Source organism: Methylophilus sp. UBA6697 (assembly GCF_002454655.1).
GTDB lineage: Bacteria > Pseudomonadota > Gammaproteobacteria > Burkholderiales > Methylophilaceae > Methylophilus.
In genome coordinates this window covers 208,621-226,150 of the sequence record NZ_DKJH01000003.1, presented here as the reverse complement: position 1 = coordinate 226,150, position 17,530 = coordinate 208,621, and the positions used below count along the sequence as shown (strand labels likewise).

At 52.2% G+C, this 17,530-nt stretch carries 16 protein-coding genes; 8 read left to right on the top strand and 8 right to left on the bottom strand.

The genetic code is table 11. From position 1 onward, the window contains the following. Nucleotides 1–20: 20 nt before the first annotated feature. Entirely contained in the window at nt 21–1,559 is a 1,539-nt protein-coding gene (locus tag B3355_RS02405; protein ID WP_019881907.1) for an alkaline phosphatase, read from the bottom strand. A 33-nt stretch (nt 1,560–1,592) separates the two neighbouring features. After that, nucleotides 1,593–2,336, bottom strand: coding sequence for a PEP-CTERM sorting domain-containing protein (locus tag B3355_RS02400; protein WP_292779831.1), 744 nt, complete (start codon nt 2,334–2,336; stop codon nt 1,593–1,595). Between the two features lie 433 nt (nt 2,337–2,769). On the opposite strand from B3355_RS02400, the gene B3355_RS02395 reads away from it, so the two are divergent. The 3 genes from B3355_RS02395 to B3355_RS02385 all read left to right on the top strand — a co-directional run bounded on the left by B3355_RS02395 (nt 2,770) and on the right by B3355_RS02385 (nt 5,825). Further along, the gene (locus B3355_RS02395) at nt 2,770–4,509 is read left to right on the top strand and encodes a CHASE2 domain-containing protein (protein WP_292779829.1); all 1,740 of its coding nucleotides are present in this window, start codon (nt 2,770–2,772) and stop codon (nt 4,507–4,509) included. A 147-nt stretch (nt 4,510–4,656) separates the two neighbouring features. Further along, nucleotides 4,657–4,926 (top strand): hypothetical protein, encoded by a 270-nt coding sequence (locus B3355_RS02390; protein ID WP_292779827.1) that lies wholly within the window; start codon nt 4,657–4,659, stop codon nt 4,924–4,926. Further along, on the top strand, nt 4,923–5,825 hold the full coding sequence (locus B3355_RS02385) for a M48 family metalloprotease (RefSeq protein WP_292779825.1): 903 nt from the start codon (nt 4,923–4,925) through the stop codon (nt 5,823–5,825). Before B3355_RS02390 ends, B3355_RS02385 begins: the two co-directional genes overlap by 4 nt. 66 nt (nt 5,826–5,891) lie before the next feature. Here B3355_RS02385 and B3355_RS02380 read toward each other — a convergent pair whose 3' ends face one another. From B3355_RS02380 to B3355_RS02355, 6 genes are all read right to left on the bottom strand, one after another. Then, nucleotides 5,892–6,896 carry an AI-2E family transporter gene (locus B3355_RS02380; protein WP_024929824.1) on the bottom strand — a complete coding sequence of 335 codons (1,005 nt, stop codon included), beginning with the start codon at nt 6,894–6,896 and terminating at the stop codon, nt 5,892–5,894. A gap of 42 nt (nt 6,897–6,938) precedes the next feature. Beyond that, on the bottom strand, nt 6,939–7,496 hold the full coding sequence (locus B3355_RS02375; RefSeq protein ID WP_047518423.1) for an IMPACT family protein: 558 nt from the start codon (nt 7,494–7,496) through the stop codon (nt 6,939–6,941). A gap of 10 nt (nt 7,497–7,506) precedes the next feature. Then, nucleotides 7,507–9,150, bottom strand: coding sequence for a formate--tetrahydrofolate ligase (locus B3355_RS02370; RefSeq protein ID WP_292779818.1), 1,644 nt, complete (start codon nt 9,148–9,150; stop codon nt 7,507–7,509). A gap of 51 nt (nt 9,151–9,201) precedes the next feature. Then, entirely contained in the window at nt 9,202–10,695 is a 1,494-nt protein-coding gene (locus B3355_RS02365; RefSeq protein WP_024929821.1) for a helicase HerA-like C-terminal domain-containing protein, read from the bottom strand. A gap of 210 nt (nt 10,696–10,905) precedes the next feature. Continuing rightward, complete coding sequence (locus B3355_RS02360) at nt 10,906–11,403, bottom strand: DUF302 domain-containing protein (RefSeq protein ID WP_292779896.1); 498 nt, start codon at nt 11,401–11,403, stop codon at nt 10,906–10,908. 117 nt (nt 11,404–11,520) lie between these two features. Continuing rightward, nucleotides 11,521–12,447 carry a CysB family HTH-type transcriptional regulator gene (locus B3355_RS02355; protein WP_019881895.1) on the bottom strand — a complete coding sequence of 309 codons (927 nt, stop codon included), beginning with the start codon at nt 12,445–12,447 and terminating at the stop codon, nt 11,521–11,523. 109 nt (nt 12,448–12,556) lie between these two features. On the opposite strand from B3355_RS02355, the gene B3355_RS02350 reads away from it, so the two are divergent. From B3355_RS02350 to cysD, 5 genes are all read left to right on the top strand, one after another. Continuing rightward, nucleotides 12,557–13,327, top strand: coding sequence for a sulfite exporter TauE/SafE family protein (locus tag B3355_RS02350; RefSeq protein ID WP_292779815.1), 771 nt, complete (start codon nt 12,557–12,559; stop codon nt 13,325–13,327). Nucleotides 13,328–13,368: 41 nt separating this feature from the next. Continuing rightward, nucleotides 13,369–15,033: a nitrite/sulfite reductase gene (locus tag B3355_RS02345; RefSeq protein WP_047513988.1), complete on the top strand. Its 1,665-nt coding sequence runs from the start codon at nt 13,369–13,371 to the stop codon at nt 15,031–15,033. Next, the gene (locus tag B3355_RS02340) at nt 15,033–15,650 is read left to right on the top strand and encodes a DUF934 domain-containing protein (protein WP_024929817.1); all 618 of its coding nucleotides are present in this window, start codon (nt 15,033–15,035) and stop codon (nt 15,648–15,650) included. The genes B3355_RS02345 and B3355_RS02340 overlap by 1 nt, the downstream gene beginning before the upstream one ends. After that, on the top strand, nt 15,647–16,405 hold the full coding sequence (locus B3355_RS02335) for a phosphoadenylyl-sulfate reductase (RefSeq protein WP_292779811.1): 759 nt from the start codon (nt 15,647–15,649) through the stop codon (nt 16,403–16,405). Before B3355_RS02340 ends, B3355_RS02335 begins: the two co-directional genes overlap by 4 nt. Before the next feature lie 156 nt (nt 16,406–16,561). Then, a complete protein-coding gene (cysD, locus tag B3355_RS02330) occupies nt 16,562–17,485 on the top strand; it encodes a sulfate adenylyltransferase subunit CysD (RefSeq protein ID WP_019881890.1) in 924 nt (307 codons plus the stop codon). The last annotated feature ends 45 nt before the right edge of the window (nt 17,486–17,530 follow it).

Sequence of the window (17,530 nt, the reverse complement as noted above, 5' to 3'; positions counted from 1 at the left end):
ATTTACCAGCGTACTGCAATTTAGAAGCCAAACGCATCTTTCATCACTTGGTAGATATAGCTCTGCTCTTGCACACCGTGTACCAGGTAGGCTTTAGGGCCAATGGCGTAAATCGCTACCTCTTCACCGGCGTGGGTTTCTGAGCTCAGTGGTACCAATGCTTCCTGATGGAAATCAGGATCTTCAGTGTCCACACCAGACATATCCACGACACGACCTGCAGCGATAGACTCGTTATACACAGCATCGCCTGGAGAGTTAACGTGGTAGCCTGGGCCGTTGGCAAAACTCACAGTAGTGTAAGGCTTGCCATCTGCTGCCAGCGTTGGTGTGGTTTTGCCTGGCTCAACCACTTTACCCAAAATCGGGTTACCACGTTTTGGATAACCGCCAATGGTCAAAGTGTGGCTGTGGTCAGCCGTCACAATGATCAGGGTGTCGTTCAGGTTCACCTTGGACGCTGCTTCACGCACCGCATCAGACAATGCCACCGCATCCTTGAATGTACGATAGGCGTTACCGGCATGCGAAGCATGGTCGATACGACCGCCTTCTACCATCAGGAAATAACCGTTCTGGTTTTTCTTCAGGATATCGATCGCTTTACCCGTCATGTCAGCCAGTGATGGTTCGCCAGCGATGTCATTCGGGCGGTCTTGCTCATACTCCATATGGGATGGATTGAACAGGCCCAGCACTTTGTTCGTGGTCACTGGATTCAAAGCATTAAATGCAGTCTGGTTTTCGATATACACGCCACCAAACTTGCTCACGTACTCTTGTGTCAGGTTACGGCCATCAGTACGGCGGCCTTTGGTGCCTTCGATATCGGTAATGCTGTTAGGCAGGAAGTAGCTACGGCCACCACCAAACACCACGTCAATGCCATCACCGATTTTGCCGTTGCCAAAGTTATCAATCAGTTGCGCAGCGATGTCTTTCACACCATTGCTGGCAGCCGCGGCAGACAGGTTTGCATTCGCTTCCCAGTCACGGTTAGAGATATGCGCGTAAGTGGCTGCTGGTGTGGCGTGTGTGATGCGTGCAGTTGAAACCACACCAGTGGATTTGCCAGCCTGCTCTGCTTGCTCAAGCAATGTCGTCACTTTGTTAGCGTTCAATACTGTTGGGCTAGGCTCATTACGCGCCACAGACTGGTTAAGTGACAAAATACCATCGTTGGTTTTTACACCAGAAATCATGGCCGTCATGGTTGGTGCAGAGTCAGCCGTTTGCTGGTTGGTAGAATATGTTTTAGACAAGGCAACATATGGGAACTCTTCAAAAGACAGCTTATGACGTTCGCCATCAATGCCTTTCAGTTGACCTTCAAAAATACGCGCGCCAGTCACGGTAGAGATACCCATACCGTCACCCACGAACAAAATCACGTTTTTCGCTTTTTTGGCATTTGGTACCAGCTTCTTGCTGTCATTCAGGCTGGCAGCGCCATCGTTCAGCCAGAACTGGGCATCCTCAGCCATCGCCGCGTTAGAAAGCAGTTGTGAGCCCAGCAGCATGGCGACCATGGCCGTGCGTTTCAAGTTAAACAGTTGCATGTTGATTCCTTTATCAGCTTTTAATATTGTATGTTATGAATAACGACGACGCATCACCGCCGCAATGATGCCCAGGCCAGCCAGCATCAAGGCATTGGTATCCGCCTCAGGTACAGATGAAACGGCTTGCAGACTGACGTTATCAACGCCCAGTTGCAATGAACTCTGGTTGGCTACGGTGGCAAAGCGCAACACATAGCTGCCACCAGCAGCCAGGCTGGAAGACAAGTCAAACTGGTAGTTGATATAGTTATTGACTGCCAGGCTGCCGTTAGCACCGCCCACATACAGGGTTTGCAAGATATCTGCGCTATCGGTCGAGAACGGGTCACTGCCAGCCTTTAGCAAGTCCACACGCACATGCTGGTTAGGATGATCGGTCGCATCCACGCTGTAATCCAGGCCAGCGGCATCAATCTCAGTCGTCGCATTCTGGTTATTGACAAACATCTGGAACGACAAGGTCGCCTGACTCACGGCAGCCGTAGTGAAAGATTGGTACAACACATTGCCAGCCAGGCCGTAGTTATCCAGCAAGCCATAATAGCTGCCCTGATAAGCCCCTGCAGTGGCATTGCCTGTCACTTCTGACACATTGCCTGATTGTGACAATACGCTGCCGAAAAAGCCTTGCTCGGCCACTTGCCAGCCAGAAATGTCGTAGCTATCTACGCCCTGCACTTCGAAACCACCGTTTTGAATCAATTCGGCAGCTTGTGCCTGAGTCAGCATGGCTGTGCCCAGCAAACCTGCCATTAGCCAAGATTTAAGTTTCATTCTGAATTCCTCTCTTAAGTACACTTACGATGTCGCTCACTGTTTTTAAACACAGGGCCTGCGCACTGTGTCGCTTTGAGCATTCTTGAGAAACTGTATGTCAGAAAGTTTTCACTGGCATGAAGCTTATATGACGGGCCTGACTACGCCGATTGAGAGTGACCGGAAATAAAAAAGAAAAAACCCCGCATTGGCGGGGCTATAAAGAGACTTTAAACTTGAAAAACACAACACAATGACATAAAGGCATCCTGGATGCTGACAATCAATCAAACAAACATCTAAAACAAATTCAGATTTAAGTAGATGATGATCGCTGCGTCTTTGTGATGTTGCTAGAATACTGACGACGGCTCATGGTCACAATGACCCATTCGGGTCATCTGACATAAAGATCAAGCGAAGCACAAGCAAAGAATAATAAGGGAGCGATATGTTAAAACTCAAATTGATGCTGGGCTTTTGGCTGGCCAGCCTGACCCGCAAGCTAAAGAATAACTTTTACCTCTATCTGGCCCTGTTATTCAGTGTGATGATCTTGCTCGATGCGGCTGTATTTCACGTCGGCCAGAATATGCGCGACAAAGCGTTTGACCTCATGGTCAAAAACCGTATCCTCAAACCGGCAGCTGATCAGAGCATTGTCATTATTGATATCAATGAAGCCAGCCTGGACGCCATGGCCAAGGAATATGGCCGCTGGCCGTGGCCGCGCCAGGTGATCGGCGAACTGGTGGAAAATATCCAGCAGCAACAACCGAAAGCCATCGTCTTTGATATTGTGTTTTCGGATGCCGACGTCTACAACCCGGACAGTGACAGCTACTTTAATGATGTGATTAGCGAATGCCAGCACTGCTTCTTTCCATTGCTGCGCCTGGACGCCAGCCAGGATAGCCAGAGCCAGCTGAAGTATGCGCAAATTCCTGGGCTGGTCGCAGCAACCGATGCGGACAAACAAGCCACGTTTGCCGCAATTCCACCTTATTTCAAAGGTGCCTGGAAGCCAGGTCGCCTGGGCACGCATAATGTGTACCCGGATAACGATGGCGTGGTGCGCCAATACCGCATGCGCCACCAGGATAGAGGCTGGACCTTACCCGCGCTGCCACTGGTGGTTGCCAATGCCCAAGGGGAGATCAGCAATAATACGCCGGACGAAATGCTGCTTAACTGGCGTGGCAAACCGTTCACTTATGCCTACGTAAGCTTTAGCGACGTTTACCGCGACCTCACCAGTGCACAACCCAAGCGAGGCAAGGATGAGTTCAAGGATAAGATTGTCATCATTGGCTCCACCGCCCCCGCCCTGTTTGATATCAAACCCACCGCCATGGACAAGCAGTTTCCAGGTGTTGAAATCCTCGCCACGGCGCTGGATAACAGCCTGCACCAGGATTACCTCAAGGTCTGGCGCGGCAAGCTGCCTTATATCCTGCTGAGCTTTTTACTGGTGTGGCTGACGACGCTGGCGTTTTACTTCAAGATTGACCGCGACCGCTTTAACGGCGTGTTTACTGGTAGCCAGATTGGTTTGCTGGTGTTGTCTTACCTGGCGATCAACCTGTTTCATACCTATTTGGACCTGGCCGCGCCTATCTTCTGGGCCGTGGCTTATTTCGGTGTCGCCAAAATCTATGCGCTGGCCACCGACCGTGCACTGCAACGCTGGCTGGCATTTGGCCTGACCTCCAGCAGCAACGAGCTGGAAGTGCTGCTGATGCCGATTGCCATCGAAAGCCAGGAAACACTGGGCGATGCGGCTATGAAACGCATTCGTCGCGAAATTGAGCAAGCCTGCCGTGCGCCGACGCAGATCGATATCCTCACCGGCACGCAAAGCGGTATCTGGGGCCTGTTTGGCGATATGGTGATGGTCAGCTGGCAATATGCGCCGGAAGCAACTTACCGCGAGGCGGCACAACAAGATGCACAGCAACTATCGGCACAATTACAAGCATTAATTAATCAACTGAGTCTACCTGGCCAGCCCGTCGTGCGTTATGGGTCGCATCAGGGCAAGATTGCCAACAACGCATCACAACTGGCTGCACAGTGGCGCATCTTGTTTGCACAAGCCATGATACAGCTGGAGATGGCCGCTTTAAGTCATTCGGACTTATCTAGCGATCAAAGCACTACACATAACAACAATCAGGAGAACAAGGCATGATCAAAAAAAGCTTATTCTGGCTACTGACGGCATTCGCATGCAGTCAGGCAGTCGCAGCGGAGACCGGGGTCGCCCTCAAAGCAGACCAGTTACGGGCAGATACCTTTAGCGACGCCAAGGTCGTCGGCNNAAACCGGCTGGGTACGCTTGCTCACGGTTAAACGCAACAGCGCGGGCGGCAATAATGTCGCAGGCGTGGTCGGCGTGGCTACCGGCCGCAGTGGCACCGGAAAAGTCGTATCGACCACCGGGATCCGCGGCCTGAGTGCCGAAGACCTGAAAACGGCATCATTCAACGAAGCTGAAACCAAGAAGCTGGAAAGCTACACGGTGAACGCAGAAGACGCCAAGCAATTTGCCAGCAACGGCGGCCTCAGCAGCCATCAATATCCATACTTTACGGGAGGCGCGCAATGAACAAGACCTTAACACAAGCGATGGCACTTGCATTATGTAGCAGCCTGGCATGGGGCACCGCTTCTGCGCTAGACCTTAAAGGCGTACTCAAAGACGCCGTGAATGAGCAACTAGGCACCACCAACAAAACTGAAGCAGCCGCCACGACCACGTCACAAAGCACTCCGTCAGCGCAGGACAAGCTGGCCAATATCAACTGGAAAAATCCTAGCCGCGAAGACGAAATTGCAGTGGGCCGCAATGTCACCGGCACCATTCTCGGCGCTGCGCCCCTGGTCAATGACGCACAGTTACAGCAATATGTGAACAAAGTGGGGCGCTGGGTAGCCAGCCAGTCCGAGCGCGCAGACTTGCCCTGGCATTTTGGTGTCATTGAAAGCACAGATGTCAACGCGTTTGCCGCGCCAGGCGGCTATGTGCTGATTACCAAAGGTTTGTATCAACGCTTAAGCAGTGAAGCGCAACTGGCCGGTGTCCTGGGGCATGAGATCGCCCATGTGGTGCAAAAACACCACCTGAAAGTGATGCAGAAACAGGCCTTGCTGGATGCGGGCACCTCATTCTTAAAAGAGAAAATCAGCAAAAACAAACTGACCCAGCGCGCAGTCTCCACCGGCGCAGAAATCAGCGCCCGCAACCTGGATAAAAGCGCCGAATTTGAAGCGGACAGCATGGGCACAGTACTGGCTGCACGCGCCGGTTACGAAGCCTATGGCCTGGCAGAGGTGCTGCAGGACATGGAAACCATCAATACCAATGATGGCAGTGTCGCCCTGCTGTTCCAGACCCATCCACACCCGGACGACCGGCTGGCACAACTAAGCCAGGTCAGCGGCGACCAGATGGACAACATCAGCGGTGGCAAGACGCTTGAAAACCGCTTGTATAAGCTGAAATAAACACGGCTACAAATGAATAAGGCTCGCCATGGCGAGCCTTATTTTTTGATCAATCACAGCTGATTTTTATACCCAGTCGCGCGCCCTGCACTCACTCTTGATATAGGCATAATACACAGGTGCCGCCACGATGCCGGGCAAACCAAACGTTGCCTCCATCAGCAACATAGCCAGTAGTAACTCCCAGGCATAGGCGCGAATCTGGCCACCGACAATACGCGCATTGAGGAAGTATTCCAGCTTGTGGATCACAATCAAAAACGCCAGCGAGCCCATGGCCACCATAAATGAATGACTGGTGCTGACAATCACAATCACGGTATTGGAAATCAGGTTACCGATCACGGGCAACAAACCGACCAGGAAAGTGATGGCAATCATGGTTTTGGTAAACGGTAAATGGACACCACACAACGGCAAAATCACTGCGAGGTAAATCCCGGTTAGTGTCGCATTCACGGCAGAAATTTTCACCTGTGCAAATACAATATTCTTGAATGCCTGCGCAAACAAGGTGATGCGCTGCAACAGGCTTTGCGCAAACGGTTTATGATTGACCTTGGTTTGCACGTCATGCAGGGCGATCATCGCACCGATGACCATGCCGATGAGGATATGTGCCAAATGATGCCCGGCCTCCTTGCCCAGCAGTTGCCAGTCAGCTGAATGCGCACGCAACCAATCGATGACTGTTTGTTGCAGCGTAATAGCATCATCAGGCAGGCGTTCATTCAGCCACGGCGGTAACACCTTGCGTGAGTCTTCAATAATTTTGGCCAATTGGTCAAACAGCACCGCCAGGCCACCTGCATCACTGCGAATCAAGGTGACGATGCCCATGCCCAATGCGACCAGCAAGCCAATCACCAGCGTGGCAATCAGCACCACAGCCAGCCATTTAGCGTATTTTCCCGGCAATTTTCGTGCAATTAACGGCGAAATGACGTGAATTAACTCAAATACCAACAGACCAACGAGTAATGCTGGCAGCAACTGCACTTGCAACACCAGCCACATCAACACCGCCATCAAGATGTAGGTCGCAATATCAAATCGTTGGGTTTGGGTCACTACAGGCTCCGGTCAATGAGGTTCTGGTAGAAATAAGATTGGTTAAAATTTGGCTTGTATTTGCCTGGCAGCATCCAGCGGTAACTTAAGCAGAAAATGAACGGCTTCATCAAACTTCTTGTCCAGAATCTCGCCATGGCACTTTTGCACTTCACGCGTCAACTCATCCACACGCTTGTAGCTGGTAGATATCTTGAGGTGCACCATTTCCACAAAAGGCATGCTGCCTGCCTGGTCCATCGCCTGTTTGGCAGTGCCGCCATAAGCACGCACCAGACCGCCGGTGCCCAGGTTAATACCGCCATAATAGCGCACGACCGCCACACAGCAATTGACATAATTCTGGCCATCCAGCATTTGCATGATGGGCTTACCCGCAGTGCCAGCAGGCTCACCTGCATCAGAAAAGCGCGCCACGATGCCTTCTGCCGTTTTCATCCTGAACGCATATGCCAGGTGCCCGGCCGTTTGATGATCACTGGCAAACTGGCGCAAAAACAAAGCAAGCTCGCGCTCATCTTCACAACGCTTGGCGCGGGCAATAAAACGGGATTTATTAATGGTGTGATCGGCCTGGCCGAGCTGGCTAAAGGTTTGCATGGCAAGTACTTCAGGAAAGTCCCACTATTCTACCATTGGCATCCACGCTGATGCGCGCACTGGCAGGCTGTTTAGGCAAGCCCGGCATGGTCATGATGTCACCACAAATCGCCACCACAAAACCAGCACCGCGCGACAAACGCAACTCGCGCACATGCAGGACATGATGTTGCGGCACATTGCGCAGCTTGGCATCGCAGGACAAGGAATACTGTGTTTTAGCGATACACACAGGCAGCCCCTGGCTGGCATCCTTGATATGTTCCAATTGCTGCTGGGCCAACTCACTATAAGTGACACCGCTGGCACCATACATTTTCTGCGCAATAGTGGTCAGTTTTTCCGCTAGCGAAAGATCATCTGCATACAGCAAGTGCGGCGTGGCAGCCTGTTGCACCTGTGCAGCCACCGCATGCGCCAGATCCAGCGCGCCTGCGCCGCCTTGCGCCCAATGCCAACACACATGCAGACTGGCACCCAGCGCCTCAACGGCAGCTTGTACCAAAGCGACTTCTGCGGCAGTATCGGCCGTAAAATGATTCAGCGCCACCAGCACCGGCAAGCCAAAATGCTGGCGCAAGTTGCTAATATGCTTTTCCAGATTGGCAACACCAATAGCCAACGCTGACAAGTTTTCGGTATTCAAATCAGCGACCTCCACGCCGCCGTTATATTTCAAGGCACGCACAGTGGCCACAATCACCGCCACATCCGGCCGCAAGCCAGACTGGCGGCATTTGATATCCATGAATTTTTCCGCGCCCAGGTCAGCGCCAAAGCCGGCCTCGGTCACCACGTAATCGGCCAGGCGTAAAGCGGTTTTCGTCGCTACCAGTGAGTTACAACCATGCGCAATATTGGCAAACGGGCCACCATGCAACAACGCAGGCGAACCTTCCAGCGTTTGCACCAGGTTAGGCTGAAAAGCATCTTTGAGTAAGGCCGTCATCGCCCCTTCGGCTTGCAAATCACTGGCCAGAATTGGGGTTCCTTGCTGATTTGACCCCACTTGCACCCTGCCCAGCCTGCGCGTTAAATCCGCCAAGTCGGTCGCCAGGCAGAAAATAGCCATCACTTCACTGGCGACCGTAATATCAAAGCCGGTATGCACGGTACTTTCCAGCGTGATTCGGCGCAAGGCGCGGTCGTTCATGTCCATGCAACGGCGCCAAGTCACCTGATCGAAACCCAATGCATTGCCATGGTAAATATGATTATCAATCAGCGCTGCCAGCAGATTATTGGCGGCACTGATGGCGTGAAAGTCGCCGGTAAAATGCAGATTGATATTCTCCATCGGCACCACCTGCGCATACCCGCCGCCGGTCGCCCCGCCCTTCATGCCAAACACCGGCCCTAGCGAAGGCTCGCGCAAACAGGCCAGCGCGTGATAACCGGCCTGATTCAAGGCATCGGTGAGGCCAACGGTCGTGGTGGTTTTACCCTCTCCGGCAGGCGTCGGATTGATCGCCGTCACCAGGATCAGCTTGGCTTTGGCTGGCTGCGCATGTAAGCGGTTCACCGTGGCTTGCGTCAGTTTGGCCATATACTGGCCATATGCATGCAAATCGTCTGCCGACAATCCTAACTTGCCAGCCACCGCCACAATCGGTTCCAGCGTCGCAGCCTGGGCGATGTCGATATCACTTAACATGCAGGGTTCCTGACTTCATTCACTTATCAAAGCTGATGATCAACGCCATGGTTAACGCTTGGTCTTGCTACCCCCAAGAATCGAGCCCAGTACACCGCGGATAATCGCCCGGCCCAATTGCGAGCCGATCGCGCGCGCAGCTGATTTGGCAGCAGACTCCAGCACCGAGTCCGAGCGACTGGTTTTTCCACCTAAAATGCCACCGAGGTCAAAACCAGAGCCCTCTTCCTCTTTTTGCGTTTGTGCCTGCGTGGCTGATGCTGCCTGATCTGCACGTTGTTTGAGAATTTCGTAAGCCGATTCGCGATCGACCAGCTTATCGTATACGCCAGCGACCAGCGATTGCGCCATCACCTGCTTGCGCTCCGCGTCCGTGGCCGGGCCGACACGGCTTTCTGGTGGACAGACAAACACACGTTCAACCGGGGTCGGCGCGCCTTTTTCATCAAGGAAAGAAACCAGCGCCTCGCCCACCCCCAACTCGGTAATCGCAGTCGCCACGTTTAATTTGGGATTAGCGCGGAAGGTTTGCGCCGCTACTTGCACGGCTTTCTGGTCGCGCGGCGTAAACGCACGCAGCGCGTGCTGCACGCGGTTACCTAATTGGCCCAACACGACATCTGGAATATCCAACGGGTTTTGCGACACAAAATACACCCCAACACCTTTGGAACGCACCAGACGCACCACTTGCTCAATTTTTTGCATCAGGATAGCGGGCGCGTCGTTAAATAACAGGTGCGCCTCATCAAAGAAAAATACCAGTTTTGGTTTTTCCATATCGCCGACTTCAGGCAATTTTTCAAATAACTCCGACAATATCCACAGCAACAATGTCGCATATACGCGTGGCGAATTCAGCAATTTATCCGCTGCCAGGATATTGATAAACCCTAATCCTTTGGCATCGGTTTGCATCATATCTTCCAGATTCAAGGCCGGCTCACCAAACAGTACATCACCGCCCTCGGTTTCCAGTTGCAGCAACGCGCGCTGGATGGCGCCGACGCTGGCCGTGGAAATATTGCCGTATTGCGTCTGGTAAGTGGCCGAATTTTCAGCACAATGCTGCGCCATTGCACGCAGGTCTTTCATATCAAGCAACAGCATGCCATTGTCATCGGCGATCTTGAAAATCGCATTCAGCACACCACCCTGCACATCATTCAGGTTGAGCATGCGGGCCAATAACAGCGGGCCCATTTCACTTAAGGTGGTGCGTACCGGATGGCCTTTTTCACCGAACATATCCCAGAACATTGCCGGATAGGCTTTATTGGTATAGTCAGTCAGCCCTAATTGCTGCACCCTGGCCTCGACTTTGGCATTGCCACCGCCGACCTGGCTCATGCCAGACAAGTCACCTTTGACGTCTGCCATGAATACCGGCACACCGATGCGTGAAAACTGCTCAGCCAGGCTTTGCAAGGTCACCGTTTTACCAGTACCGGTTGCACCGGCAATCAGGCCATGACGGTTAGCCATTTTTGGCAGCATGACGCTGTCGACGTCATTATTTTTTGCGATGAGCATAGGTTGCACCATGGAATGTACTCTTAACAATGAAAGTTAAGTTGAGTATAGGGGATGGCTCTAAAAAGGGGAAGATTGTTGTTTTGCGGAAGCGCGAAATCGTTTAAAAAAACCTTTAGCCACAGAGGACACAGAGTGCACAGAGAAAAGCTATTGGTGCGCTACAGCGGTAGACATTTTCTCCGTGTCCTCTGTGGCTAAAAAATGTCTTTATAATAAATACTAAAAATCCCCTCGACGGGCTTTTTCCATCAGTTCGATCAAGGCATCTTCAAGCTGCTGTGCCGAGGCTTGTGCGCGGGCAGTCGGCTGTTTGATATTTTTCAAATCATGCGTGGGCCGGTCCAGGCCAAGATATAGTTGGCGTTTGCCGCTGGCGTCGGGTTTTTCGTAAATAGCCAGGCGGCAAGGTGCAAACACCAGAAACTCAGGATGGTCGAGAATAATCTCTGTGCCCATACTTAAATTACAAAAAGTGCGTACCTCTTTCACACCTTGCGGATCCTGGCCACGCAGCTTCATATGCTCACCAATCGGGAAATTGGCCGGATTGACGAAATTCATGCCTTCCGAAATGGATTTCAGGCTATCGATTAAATCCTGATAAGTCACACCGGCCTTGACTGGCACTTCATAAATCGCGTTATCCAGGTCTACATCCGGCATGCCATGACCAATGACACGCATATGCGCCGGTGCGGCACAGGCTGGCAAGCTCATGATCAAACCCAGGCAACACAATACCTTCAATATGGATAAACGCATGACAAACCTCTTAATGTCTCACACAGATAAAGGCATTACAGCATGTCACCATGCACATCGGTGTGACTGCGATCACAGGTCCTGATGAAATGCACGTTGCACGGTGCGCTTGTCATATTGCGGCGACAACATGGTAATGAAATTCAACATGTAATCACGCAGGAAAGCATCACGGCGCACGCCCAGATAAGTCGTGCTATTCGGGAACAGATGGCTGCAATCCAGGCTCTTGAGTGGCGCGTCACGCGTTTCTTCATATGCCATATTGGCGATCAGGCCAATGCCCAGGCCCAGATTGACGTACGTTTTAATCACGTCGGCATCAATCGCAGTAAACACGACATTCGGCTGCAAGCCAGCGTCGTGAAACACCTTAGACACCAACGTGCCGCCCGTGAAGGCAAAGTCATAGGTAATTAAAGGATAATCGGCCAGGTCTTTTAGCGTCAGCACCGCTTTAGCCAGCAGCGGATGCTGTGGCGGCACGACCAGGCAACGGTTCCACTCATAGCAGGACAAGCAGGACAAACGCTCATCGTTACTAATATTTTCTGTCGCAATGCCGACATCCGCTTCACCGGAAGCAACCAGCTCGGTCACTTGCGCCGGGTTACCCTGGTGGATGGTCAATTTCACATTGGGATATTGCGCAATAAACTGCTTGACCGCAGACGGCAAGCGGTAACGCGCCTGGGTGTGGGTGGTGGCAATCGTCAATTCACCGCTATCTTCACGGCTATATTCATCGCCGACCCGCTTGATATTTTGCATATCCAGCATGACACGCGCTGACAACTCAACGATTTTACGGCCTGGCTCGGTGACGCCGATCAGGCGTTTGCCATTGCGCTGAAAAATCTGCAAGCCCAGCTCTTCTTCTAACAGCTGAATCTGCTTGCTGACACCAGGCTGTGAGGTGTGCAATACTTCAGATGCCGCAGAAATGTTTAATTGCTGCCGCACAACTTCATGCACATAGCGCAACTGGTGGAATTTCATCACCCGACCTCATATAACCAAATGCTATATCATAGAACATCTGATTATTAAATCAATCATTAAAAACTTGATACTATTCCGCGGTTTATAGTTTTACAAGATACTCCTCATGGAATTCGGATACATACTGGCAGGTTTTGTGGTTGGCTTTTTGGTTGGACTCACCGGTGTAGGTGGCGGCTCGTTAATGACGCCTATCCTGCTATTGATTTACAACATCAAACCGGCTGTGGCCGTGGGCACAGATTTACTTTACGCCTCCATCACCAAGTCCGTTGGCATTTTTGCCCATGGCAAACTTGGCAACATTGACTGGGTAATCGTAAAACGTCTGGCCACGGGCAGCGTCCCCGCCTCCATGCTGACCTTATGGGCCCTGCATAGTATGGATCTGCAATCAGGCAATGTCGTGTCTACCATCAAATTCTGGCTAGGCGTGGCCCTGATTGTGACGTCAGTCGCCGTGCTATTGCGCAACAAGCTGATGTCTCTGGTCGCAAAAGAGGAGTGGATTCCAACACGCTACGTGCCAGGTGCGACCGTCGTACTGGGCACAGTGCTAGGCGCACTGGTCACGCTGACTTCGGTGGGTGCTGGCGCGCTGGGTGTCACCGCGCTGATTCTGCTTTATCCTAAAGAAAAAATCACCACCATTGTAGGGAGTGATATTGCGCATGCCGTGCCGCTGACCCTGGTCGCTGGCCTGGGTCATGCCTCTTTGGGTACCATAGACTATCACTTGCTGGGCACTTTGCTGATAGGCTCCATTCCTGGCATCTATCTCGGCAGCCACTTGAGTTCACGCGTGGCAGAGCACTGGGTACGCATTGCGCTGGCTATGATATTGATTTTTGTAGGCTTTAAGCTGATTTTCCATTAAAATATTGCCTCTTCGCTTTTTGCGAACAAAGTGACTCAAGCATGTACAAATACGACCCTATAGATCAACAAATTGTCAACGAACGCGTCGCCCAATACCGCGACCAAACGCGCCGCTATCTGGCTGGCGAGTTAACGGATGAAGAATATCGCCCGCTGCGCTTGCAAAACGGCCTGTATATTCAGCGCCATGCGCCCATGTTGCGTATTGCCGTGCCTTACGGCCTGATATCGAGCAAGCAATTGCGCAAACTTGGTGATATTACCAAGCAGTATGACCGTGGCTACGGCCACTTCAGTACGCGTCAGAACCTGCAATTAAACTGGCCTAAACTGGAAGACACGCCAGACATTCTGGCCGAGCTGGCGACGGTTGAAATGCACGCCATTCAAACCTCTGGCAACTGCATCCGCAACATCACCACTGACCAGTTTGCGGGTATTGCGCCGGACGAAATTATTGATCCACGTGCCGTGGCCGAGATCATGCGCCAATGGAGCACCTTCCACCCTGAATTCGCATTGCTGCCACGCAAATTTAAAATTGCGGTGTCAGGCACAGAAAAAGACCGCGCAATTGTGCAAGCGCACGATATCGGCCTGGAGTTCTACAAAGACGATCAAGGCCAGATGGCGATTAAAGTCTGGGTAGGCGGCGGTTTGGGTCGTACACCGATTCTGGGCACCGTGATTCGCGAGCATCTGGAATGGCAACACGTGCTGTCCTACTGCGAAGCCGTGATTCGCGTCTATAACATTCATGGCCGTCGTGACAATGCGTACAAAGCGCGTATCAAGATTTTGGTCAAAGCCCTGGGCATTGAAGAGTTCAAGCGCCAGGTAGAAGAAGAATGGGCACACTTTAAAGATGGCCCATTGACCATCACGCAAAACGAACTGGATCGCGTTGCCAAGTATTTTGAACCGATGCCATACAAGGACTTGCCTGCGCACGATGCTTCTTTCGACGCGGCAGTGGCCAGCAACCCGGCCTTTGCAGCATGGGTAAAACGTTGCGTACAACCGCACCGCGTGCCTGGTTACCGTGCTGTCACGCTGTCGCTTAAACCACACGGCAAAGCGCCTGGTGATATCACCAGCGAGCAAATGCATGTGGTCGCAGACCTGGCAGACGCCTACAGCTTTGGCGAATTGCGTTCCTCGCACGAGCAAAATCTGATTCTGGCCGATGTGCAATTGTCTGACCTGTTTGCTGTATGGCAAAAAGCCCATGCAGCCGGTTTGGCAACGCCTAACATTGGTTTGTTGACAGATATTATCTGCTGCCCGGGCGGCGACTTCTGCAGCCTGGCCAACGCCAAGTCGATCCCGATTGCCGAAGCGATTCAAATGCAATTCGACAACCTGGATTACCTGCATGAAATCGGTGACCTTGAACTCAATATTTCAGGCTGCATGAACGCTTGCGGCCATCATCACGTCGGCCATATTGGTATTCTTGGCGTCGATAAGGATGGCTCCGAGTGGTATCAGGTCACCGTCGGCGGTAAACAAGGTAATGACGCCAGCATCGGCAGCGTGATTGGCCCTTCATTCTCGGCAGAAGAAATGCCGGGCGTGGTACAGCGCCTGATTGAGGTCTATGTACGCGAACGCCAGGATGAAGAGCGTTTTATTGATACCGTGCGTCGCTTGGGCGTCGCGCCATTCAAAGCCCATGTCTACGCTGAAAAGGAAACTGCATAATGAGTCAACTGATTCAATTGGCCGCCAATGGCCAAGCCAGCATCGTAGCCGATACATGGACCCGCGTGGTGCCGCCTGCAGCCGGTGAAGAGTCTGTGCGTAAACAAGCCGGTAAAGTGGTGCTGTTCAAACTGACAGGCGAGCAAACCTACACTGCTGAGCAAATTGCCAACACCGAAATCCCTGCCACCGGCAAGATTCTGGTACCACTGACCATCTGGCAGGCACGCAAAGCAGAGTTGCAATCGCGCCTGGCAACTGGCGAACTGGGCATTATCCTGGCGACCAATGAAACCGCTGAAGCTTTGCAGGCAGAATTTGCCGACCTCAACAGCCTGCCCCTGATTGCAGTGTTTGTAGAGCGTTTTGCCGATGGCCGTATTTTTACCCTGGGCAACTGGCTGCGTACCCGCTTCGGCTTTAAAAATGAACTGCGCGCGATTGGTGACGTATTACGTGACCAATTGTTTTTCCACAAACGCGCCGGTTTCAACAGCTTCCTGATCCGTGCCGACCGCTCAGCGGAAGATGCGCTGGCCAGCCTGAATGACTTTAGCCAGCCTTACCAAGGCGGTGTGGCAGATGTGCCGGTATGGCGCAGGATCAGCCGCGCATGAGTTTCGGCGTCAGCATGCTCAAACCGGCCGCCAACAACCCGGCCATCCGTCCACAGCTGACAGATGCGCTGATTGCCAGCGTCCACACCAAGCGTGCGCAAGCATTGGCTTTGCTGCAATCTGCAGCGGCCGAATTTCCTGCGATCACCTTTGCCAACAGCTATGGTGCTGAAGACATGGTCTTGACTGACCTGATCAGCAAGGAAAACCTGCCCATAGAGATATTCTCACTGGACACCGGCCGCCTGCCTGCTGAAACCTATACGCTGATGGGCGAGGTTGAGCAAACCTACGTGATCAAACCGCTGGTGTTTTTTCCAAAACACGAAGCCGTTGAAAATTATGTGCGTACGCAAGGCATCAATGCCTTCTACGAAAGCATAGACCTGCGCAAGGCCTGCTGCCATATGCGCAAAGTGGAGCCATTGCAACGTGCGCTAGCGAATAAGCAGGCCTGGATTACCGGCATGCGTGCTGAACAGGCGGCGACGCGTGCCAGTTTGCCTGTACGCGAGTTTGACGCAGGCAACAAACTGGAAAAATTCAATCCGCTGAGTGACTGGACAGAAAAAGAAGTCTGGGCCTACATTCGCCTGTTTGAAGTCCCTTATAACGCCCTGCATGAGCAATTTTACCCAAGCATTGGTTGTGCGCCGTGTACGCGCGCCGTCGCCATGGGTGAAGATATCCGTGCTGGACGCTGGTGGTGGGAAAATCCCGACAGCAAAGAGTGCGGATTGCACGTTAAGAAATAGTGATCCGTCGATAAACGCGGATGAACGCCGATCAAAAGAAAAATATTTCTTTTGTGCCTCAGGCCATTTAGTGCTGTAAAAATGACCAAGGCCTCATCGGCATCAATCTGTGTTTATCGGCGGTTTAAAAATTTGATTGGTTTTTTAAAGATGACAATGAAACAACCTTTATCTCATCTCGACTGGCTGGAAGCAGAAGCCATTCATATTCTGCGTGAAGTTGCAGGCCAGTGCGCCAACCCGGTATTGCTGTTTTCCGGCGGTAAAGATTCGCTGTGCATTTTGCGCCTGGCTGAAAAAGCATTCCGTCCTGGCCGCTTTCCGTTCCCGTTGTTGCATATCGACACCGGGCACAACTACCAGGAGGTGGTTAACTTCCGTGACCAGCGCGCGGCAGAATTAGGCGAGCGCCTGATTGTGCGTTCAGTGGAAGACTCCATGAAACGCGGTACCGTGGTACTGAAATCAGCAGATGAGCCACGTAATAAACACCAGTCGGTGACCTTGCTCGAAGCGATTGAAGAGTTCGGTTTTGACTGCTGCATTGGCGGCGCCCGCAGGGATGAAGAAAAAGCCCGCGCCAAAGAACGTATCATGAGTTTCCGTGATGAATTCGGCCAATGGGATCCGAAAAACCAGCGTCCGGAACTGTGGAACCTGTATAACGCCCGCGTGCACAAGGGTGAAAACATCCGCGCCTTCCCGATCTCTAACTGGACCGAGATGGACGTTTGGCAATATATCGAACGTGAAAAGCTGGAATTACCTAGCATTTACTTTGCACACCAGCGCGATATCGTCATGCGTCATGGCGCCATTTTCCCAATTAATGTGCCGCTATCTAATGGCGACTTCATTAATCAGCCTAAAGCCGGTGAAGAAGTGATCAATATGCAAGTGCGCTTCCGCACGGTGGGCGATATCACCTGCACGGCGCCAGTGATTTCAGATGCTGATGACGTCAGCAAAATTGTACTGGAAACAGCGACCACCACCATTACCGAGCGCGGCGCAACCCGTCTGGATGACCAGACGTCAGATGCATCGATGGAACAGCGCAAAAAAGAAGGTTACTTTTAATTTCTGCCACAGAGTGACCTGCGTGTTCTCTGTGGCTTAATAAAG